Source organism: Thermoanaerobaculia bacterium, assembly GCA_035593605.1.
Lineage (GTDB): Bacteria > Acidobacteriota > Thermoanaerobaculia > UBA2201 > DAOSWS01 > DAOSWS01.
Genome location: DAOSWS010000010.1, coordinates 71,791 through 80,373, shown reverse-complemented (window position 1 = coordinate 80,373; position 8,583 = coordinate 71,791). Strand labels below are relative to the sequence as shown.

5 protein-coding genes are annotated in these 8,583 nt (G+C 52.4%); 1 reads left to right on the top strand and 4 read right to left on the bottom strand.

What is annotated here, in order from left to right; genetic code table 11:
* Positions 1–985: 985 nt before the first annotated feature.
* On the bottom strand, positions 986–1,162 hold the full coding sequence (locus tag PLD04_06755; protein ID HXK68028.1) for a hypothetical protein: 177 nt from the start codon (positions 1,160–1,162) through the stop codon (positions 986–988).
* Positions 1,163–1,331: 169 nt separating this feature from the next.
* Between PLD04_06755 and PLD04_06750 the strand changes: the two genes are divergently transcribed.
* Positions 1,332–5,234 carry a hypothetical protein gene (locus PLD04_06750; protein ID HXK68027.1) on the top strand — a complete coding sequence of 1,301 codons (3,903 nt, stop codon included), beginning with the start codon at positions 1,332–1,334 and terminating at the stop codon, positions 5,232–5,234.
* Positions 5,235–5,308: 74 nt separating this feature from the next.
* Here the strand turns inward: PLD04_06750 and PLD04_06745 are convergent, their stop codons facing one another.
* Genes PLD04_06745 through PLD04_06735 form a run of 3 tightly spaced genes read right to left on the bottom strand, consistent with a single transcriptional unit; the run spans position 5,309 to position 8,573 of the window.
* Positions 5,309–6,229, bottom strand: coding sequence for a glycosyltransferase (locus tag PLD04_06745; GenBank protein HXK68026.1), 921 nt, complete (start codon positions 6,227–6,229; stop codon positions 5,309–5,311).
* Complete coding sequence (locus tag PLD04_06740; GenBank protein ID HXK68025.1) at positions 6,226–7,383, bottom strand: glycosyltransferase family 2 protein; 1,158 nt, start codon at positions 7,381–7,383, stop codon at positions 6,226–6,228. The genes PLD04_06745 and PLD04_06740 overlap by 4 nt, the downstream gene beginning before the upstream one ends.
* Positions 7,380–8,573 (bottom strand): hypothetical protein, encoded by a 1,194-nt coding sequence (locus tag PLD04_06735; GenBank protein ID HXK68024.1) that lies wholly within the window; start codon positions 8,571–8,573, stop codon positions 7,380–7,382. Before PLD04_06735 ends, PLD04_06740 begins: the two co-directional genes overlap by 4 nt.
* Between the last annotated feature and the right edge of the window lie 10 nt (positions 8,574–8,583).

Genomic DNA, 8,583 nt, shown 5'->3' with positions numbered 1-8,583 from the left:
ACAATATCACGTTTAATAATAACCAGGCCATAAACAATGGATCTGCGGATTACGATGCAATTTTCTTGAATTCTAACAACTGGACGTCTCCTCCCGCCGGGAATAGTGTGACGGGGAACTACCTGAACTGGATACGGATGCACGGTACGGTCACAGCATCCATGACCCTGCCGGCCCAGGAGGTGTACTACGGGAATTTAACAATTGGCACCGGTGTCACGTTGACCCTGGCGCCCGGGGTGATATGGAAAGCCAGATCACCCTATTTGTATCCCTTTGTCGTTTCCGATGATGCATCCTTCATCGTAAACGGAACAGAGTCGCAACCGGTGTACATCACCTCTGCTGCGGACGACACAGTGGGCGGGGATTCAAACGGAGACGGGGATACTACGTCCCCTGCATGGGGAGATTGGAGATACATCGGCAACGCATCTACAAGTGAACATGTGTACATTGATCTTAATTATTGCAGCATCCGTTATGGTGGCTATTACTCTTCCTATTATGGTGCTATTACTGCAAATGGATCAGGGACAATCAAGTTGAAGAATGTCAATATTTCCGAATATTCCTACGCTGCTGTCCTGGCGCCAAATATCCGTGTGGAATGTCTGTGGAGCACAATTTCCAATTCGTCCGCAACGAATTACGGTATCTATGGCGGTCAGAATTCGTTTATCTATGATTCCTCCATTTCCAACTGCCAGACCGGACTTTATTTAGGTAATGGTTCCAGGGTAAAGGCGTGTTCGATTGCGGATAATACCAACTATGGAGTGAATGGAAGTGTCGTTGATGCCAGGGACTGCTGGTGGAATGATCCCGGCGGACCGTACGATCCCAGCGACAGCGGTGTGGAACTGATGAATGATAACCCCGCCGGGGATCCTGTTGGAGTAAATGTTTACTACCGTAACTGGCTTACATCGCCAACACAAAATACTCCCCCGGCTTTCTTTCCGGATAATGGTCCCCTGCCGGCCTACGGGTATGTGAACCAGACCTCGTACCGCTGGAACATCTCAGCCATAGACCGGGACGGGGATCCGATGGCGGTTACTCTCCTGATCACAAACCCGGTTACGTTGGAAGAAACGTCGTGGCCCATGTCGTACATTTCGGGCACAACAACGCAGGGTGCAAACTTTACCTTTGCCAAGACCCTCATTTCCCAGGGTACCTATCAATACCGGTACAAAGTTGTGGCGGGTTCGCACACTGTGTACTACCCATATCCCGATGGTTCCAAGTTTTCCGGACCCATCAACGGTGAGGGTGACCGATACGAGCCCAATAACGACCCGGTCAACAACCGCCTGCATGACCTAGTGTCCGATCAGGCACTTGTAGATGCAAACATATTTCCCCCGGGAGATATAGATCACTATAGCTTCACCAATACCAGCAACGGAGACATTAGTGTCTCCGTCACACCGCCAGCCGGGATCAATCTGGATCTCAGAATCCTCGGGCCTCTTGGTGAGGACCTGGTCTCCAACACAGGTGGTGCCGGGGTCACAGAATCCATCAGTGTGACCGGGGCATCCGATGGCGAATGGATTGTCAAAATCGCCGGGCATGGCGCCGCAGACTATACGTCGACGTATTATTCACTCATCGCAACATTTGACCAGAGCGGGGTCGTTCCTGCTGGAGGGATTATTTATCCCTTCCCCTCTCAAATTAAGGTCGGGGCAGGAGAGAGCATACGGTTCGTCGCCGTAGGTGTGCACTCCGACGGGGACTATCCCCTTACCTTTGAATGGTCTTTTCCTGGTGGAACACCGGACGCGGCCGTTGGAAGTTCGAATCGTTACGACCAGCAGAGCGTCATCTATTACACCCCCGGCATTCATGCAGCCAGTGTTCTGATCAAAACCGCAAGTGGTGTACCTGCAGCACAGTCCTCTACCCGTACCATTGAAGTTGTGCCTCCGGAAGCCCAGGTAACTGTCTGGGTGGATGATGCCCAGCCCATCGGGTATAACTTCAAAGGCGAGAAGATCCATGCATACAAAGCGCCAAACGGGGACACGGTGGACGTCAAGGTTAGAGTGAGAAATACAGGAGTCGTGGATCTGGAGAACTTCAAGATCATCGTGGAGTGTCTGACACCATCTGCAATTGGAAGCGTTGTGGAGGTGCGTAGATTTAATGCAACCGCAGCGGGTGCGACAGCGTTCGATGCACCAACAGATGTCGATGGACCGGGGGTTCCCTATACCCCGGATTTACCGACTGGTACGGTGACCGTGGATACGCCGGCCACTATTTGGAAAGGGTACGAGCATCTTTATCGCTTCCGTTACACAACAGCGGATAATTCATCAGGCCTTGTGAAATTCACGGTTAGAATCGAGAATCAGCTGGGGTCGCCGATCCACACCGAAAATCAATTTGATCCAATTGGAAAAATTTGGATTCGGGATGGCCTTGACAAAATGTTCGTGACGAACCGCTCTCTCCTTTTTCTTAACTATGGAATGAATCCCTTTGAACGAAACGTTTTGACATTTCTCAATACAGTACAACGAAGGGCAATTGAAGATGGTGCATTGATCCTATACGTGGATAGAGAAGACCATTCAACGATCCTGTGGAACCATGATACATCAACCATAGATGAAGCAGATGTGATATGTACAAAAATATTCACAGAAATCTATTCGCTCGCCAGCCATGGGGGATTCACCCCATTACAAAGTTATGCTGCCATCATAGGTGGAGATGAGATCATCCCTATGTGGCGATATCCAACTGTGTATAGTCTGCCCCCAAATGTATCAGATAGTTGGTTGATATCTATCTATGAACAAGGATATTTTCCAACAGATTCACCCTATTCATGGAATTCCACAGAGTACCTTGTTGTAGGGCGATTACTTTTCTGGAAATTAAATAACGCTAAAGATCTATTGCAGGTAAAGAGTGGACCTGTCCGGGATTCACTCATTGCTTTGCAAACAGATGGTCAACAATATGGTGATTTTAATAGAATAAGAGATCTCGGGTACGATATTTATTATGATGGCAATGGAGGGCAAACCATTTGTACAACAGATCAGGATTGGAATGAAGAGGACGGAGCTTCTGCGTTTGAAAATGGATCAAGCTCTCTCGGAGGAATAATTGTCGGTATGCATTCTGACCCATCCGTTGCAGGCTGGCGTGTCGATAAGAGTGGTGGTACAGAAGAATTTGTCATAAGTACAGAAGGTAATGATGGTATAGAGGAAAACCAGGTAAGAGTTGATTTACGAGCAAATCAAATTTATAGATATGGAAGTTCTACACCGATGAGTCTCCCAAGAGATGCTCTTTTCGTTTTTGGAGGATGCAATGGGGGGGTACCCACTAGCGATGGTCTTCTTGCTGCTGCAATAGAGGAACAAAAGGCAGCGGCAGTTATTGCAAACACTCATTATTCTAAGGGGATATCTTGTCATGTAAAAACAAGTAGAGACAATCTTAGTTGTTTGTTGCAACCAGGAATACTATCCTCTTCTGAAATAATCTTAGATTTCCTTTTGAAAGAGATATACACAAATAAACTTAACAAGCCAATGGCACAGGCCTTTTTAATTGCAAAGCAAAATTTTCGAACCACGCGACTCAATTGGAGCGGAGTGGACCAGTACGTCTATCACATTGCAAATTATTATGGGTTACCGTGGCTATTGCCAGGGTCACCATTGGGCTCGCCCTCCAGACAGGAAATTGAAGCCAGAACATCGTCTTCGAAACCAAGAAATTTCCTGCTGAATTCTGCAATGGAGAACGATGTCAAACTTACACCTACCAGACAAAATGGTTTGGAGGAAATTACAGTTGATCTGCCAGATCTAACCGTAGAAACAATAGACACCTATTCGCATCTAACATACGCAGACATGAAAGATGAATATAATGAAATCGGTGAACCGGTCGTTCCTTATTTTGAGGTAGACAATGTTGTTTTACCTGAAGGAACGACAAATTTTACTGTACATTCTTCGACAGTTACCTATGAACCCGGTCAGATACTCAATCTTCCTTGTGGGGATTTAGAATTGGTAAGCGATCCTGATGACATTTTTGATCCAGTATTGGTACCGACATACACAGATGTGTGCACTTCAAGTGGTCTTTTCCCTGACGAGCAGAATTTATTTACCTGGGTATCAGATGGGTATCAGAAAAAGCTGTTATTTCTCAGTGCCCGCCACGACTGGGAAACTGATGAAACCTTGATCGTGGATACCATCACCTACTCCGTCAGCTTTGACATGCCGCTCCTGACAACCAGTATCTTCGATATCGGAATGGTTCCTGCGGAGCCTCTGCCCGGGGATCAAATTGGAGCCGAGTTCACCCTCCAGTACCACGGCTATGAAGATGTCCACAAGATGGATGTTCTTTTTGAAATCTATGACGGTGCGGGTGACCTCGTAGCCAGCCACGAAGCCCTGGATCTCTCCGTCTCTCCGCTTACAAACGTCACGGTCCAGGAACCCGTTGTTGTCAGTCTGCCGGAGGGTGGGTATTCTTTGCACGTTCGATTGCGGGAAGGGGATACAACAGGATCCGCGTACCGTGTCAATTTCCATGTGAGGGAACCCGATTCTGACGGGGATGGTCTTTCCGATGCGGACGAAGCTTTATACGGCAGTGATCCCAACAACCAGGACTCTGATGGCGATGGCCTTGGGGATGCGGAGGAAGCCGAGCTGGGGACGGATCCCAACAATACCGATTCCGATGGTGACGGATTCACGGACGGATACGAAATTGACCTGGGGTCCGATCCCATGAGTGCGGTCTCCCAGCCATCGGTAGGTCCCGCCGTCATTGCAGATGGGACCTTCGGAATTCCAATGGAAGCCACAAAGCTGGATCCCCAGGGTAATCAGATTTCCCTGACCTGGGATACCTCCTGCGGCGGGACGGCCGACTACGGAATCCTGTACGGAGGCGGCACCCAGCTTCCCGCGATTCCGGGAGGTACGTATTCACTGAGTGGAAGCGTCTGCAGTCTGGATACCACACAGCCCTACACCTGGAACAACACCCTGGATCCTTCTTCAGACGGAAAGGGTTTTTACTGGTGGATTATCGTTGCGACCGATGGTGCAGGTACGGAGGGTGCATGGGGTGTGGATTCCGGTCAGGATGAACGGATGGGGACGGGATCGAACGGTTCCTCCGGAGCCTGCGCCACAGACAAGGACACCACGAACCGCTGTAGATTGTAAAATCATAAACTGTAGAGATTTGGAAACAGTAGGGCCCTTATTTCCATTCGGTCATTAACAGGATGTAGTTTTTGTCATCCTTTCCCATCCCTCGACTGCAATGCAGCGGAGAGGCCGCGGAGGTAGTGGTTCTCCATGATCGCCCGGTACCACCGGTTGGGTCGGAACCACCCCTGGCGCTCCAGGAGGCGGCAGATCCTCTCCTGGATCCGCAATCTGACCGGACGTTTCTGCCCCGTCACCCGGGCAAGAGGCAGTCCCACGAAGTCGGCAAGCTCCGGGTGGCGCTCCGCCATCGTGGCGGCGGCAATCCCGCTCTTATACTGGCGGACGGTAAAGGACTTCATCGTGGTGGGATGGTGGTGACGGCAGACGGCCTTCGGCCGATAGACCATCTTCAGACCTGACTGCATCATCCGGTAGGCGCACTCGATGTCTTCCCAGGCGGCGAAGGGGAAGGATTCATCAAACCCGTTCGCATTCCGGATCGGTTGAGACGGGAGGGATACGTTGGAGGTGTAAAAGAAATTAAAGGGTACGTTTTCTGGGTCAGGAATGATGTCGTATCCGAACTGCAGGCCGAACCGATTGATGTAATCCATGAAGGGAGTTACGTTCATATCCCGGGGCCAGTCGGTGAAGCCCAGGACGGCGAGGCCTTCAACCGGTTCGAATTCTCCCGCGTGAATAGACAGACAGTCCCGCTCCAGGGTTGTATCGTCGCCAAAGAAGGCAATCCGGGGCGCCCCGGCCAGGTGGATGCCGACATTCCGGGCCCTGGCCGGACCGGCGTTGGCCTGCTTGCGATAGGTGAAGGCGAAGGGAAAGTCCGCCCGGGTGATCCAGTCCCCGGTTCCATCCGTGGACCCGTCGTCCACTAGGATGACTTCAAAGCGATCGTGGGCCAGGGACTGTGTCCTGAGGGATTCCAGGACCTTTTTCAGTGCGTCCAGGCGGTTGTAGGTGGGAATGACAATGGAGAGGGAGAGGGTCACAGAGCGAGGATCCGGGAAAGGGACCTGCGGACAAGAACGGGCCTGGAAGGGAGAAGGGCGTTGAAGAAGGGGCTGGAAAAGAGCAAGTCATCCCCGGGATAGGTCGGAACGAGGTGAAGGGGAAATTTTTCCAGGTAAGTGTGATCGCTGATGGTTCGCCGGGACTGAACTTCGACACGTGCGTCGTGAATCTTCCGGAGGTTGGCCATAATCCAGTGATAGGCCCGGAGATGGTTTCGGGCATGGTCCGATCGAATGCGGAGGGTTCCCGCAGGTTTCACGTTTCGGGCATAGGGGTCGACCATGAGATCCCGATGGACCGTGGGAACCTGAGTCAGGACCCGGTCCATCCGGTGCATGAATGCGGTGAGGATGGCCGGATGGAGAGCCTGCAGGATCGACTCCTCCATGTTCTTCACGGCAACCATGTACGCGTTCCGCTCGAAGAGGAAGGCACGTTTGAACATCCCGAGTTCCAGACCGGTCGCCGAACCCCTGTGGTAGGCCAGGGCTCCGGGCTGGTAGAGAATGGTCCCGCCGGCAAGGCTGAACCGCCATCCGAAATCGACATCTTCGAGGTAGGCAAAGAAATTCTCGTCAAATCCGCCGTTTTCCAGGAACACATTTCTCCGGATCATCATGTTTCCGCCGCAGGGAAAGGGCAGTTCGGAAGATTGAGTTTCTTCCTCCAGCGTGCCGGATCGAGATCCCTGGTGAAGCTGAAAGGCATGGCCGTCAAAGGTCAGGATCCCTCGAATAAAGTCGACGCGATCCCCCGCCCAGTTCAACAGACGTCCGCTGGAACATCCGGCCGGAAAATCCTTCCGCTCCAGGGTGTCCAGGTGGGCCTGGAGCCAGTTGGGTTCGACCCGTGTATCATTGTTGATGAGGGCAATATAGGACCCGCGCGCCGCCTTTGCACCTTCGTTGTTGGCCCGCGCAAAACCTGTGTTGGTTTTCAGATCAAGAATTCGGACATCGGGATAGTGGCGGGCGGTCCATCGGATGGTGTCGTCCCCGGAACCATTATCGACCAGGATGATCTCAAACTGATCCGCGGGAAGCGTTTGTTCTTTCAGGGAGGGGAAAAGATGTTCCAGGTGGTGACGGCCGTTCAGCGTGACGACGATCACCGAGACCAGGGGGGATGTCACGGAAAGAGCCTCTGCCACCAGCTTCTGGGCTCGGCGCCCTGGTATCTCTCCAGTGATTTCAGATAATCCGAAAGGGGGGCCAGGACACGGTCCCAGCTGAGCCGGTTTCGAATGGCCAGGGAAATTCGCTTCCTTTCGGCGTCTTCGATAGGTCGGGAGATCATTTCTGCAAGAACCTCCGCCCCCTCGGAAACGGTGTTTTCCTTCAGGATTCGAAGTCCCGGAAGGTCGAAGAGTACCTGCTCAAGCCCCCCTCCGGGTGAGGTGAGAACGGGAAGTCCCGCCCAGAGGAAATCCAGTACCCGGGTCCGGAAGGAAAGAGTCGTTTCAAAGCTCTGGAAGTGAAAAGAAAGGGCCGTGTGGCAATCCCTGTAGGCACTCACCCGATCGTGATAGGGGATCCAGTCCACAACATGAATTGTGTCATGGAGAAGGCCGCTTTCCTTCGCCCCTTCCAGAAAGGTTTCAAATCGAATCTGGGGTGTCGTGTCGGCTCTGGGATGGCGGCAGATAACCAGGTGGGCCCTCTTTTCCCGGACCAGGGTTCGCCAGACTGCCAGCAGGGTGTCCGTGTCGTACCAGTCGTACACGCCTCCAAAGAACACCAGGGGTTCGTGGTCCGGTACGGAAAGGCGGTGGCGGAGCCACCCGTCGTGATCGGGAGGATCGGTATCGGGCACACCGAAGGGAATGACCATCATGATCGGTTCAAGATGGTGGCTTCGGGCGTAAAGATCGGGTGTCAGCCTTCCCGCGTGGTAGAGAGCTCCTGCATAAAAGAGTTTCTGGATCTCGGAAGCGCAGAGAAAGATATGTCCCCGAAGAAGTTGAAGCTGGAGAGATGCGTGGGCAAACTGGTGGGCTTCCTCCCCGTAGTTCAGAGCCTCAATGGTGTAAGGGTCATAGAGGTCCACGATGGTCAGAACATCCTGTCTCTGGGAAAGGAGAAAATTGGCCGGCTCTCCCTGGACAATCGCGACGGGACAGTCACCGACAGCTCTTCCAACTTTGTCCCGCTCATAGATTTCCACGTCGCAGGAAAGAGCCAGAGATTCCGGAGAGGAGCCAGCGGGAAGCAGGAGCTTGACGGAAAAGTCCCGGGCCAGGGCCCTGGCCATGGAGGTCATGCGAATGCCAATTCCCGAAAGGACTTCCCCTGCGGGCTCGGGACACACAATGGCGATTTTCACGCACGTAGTA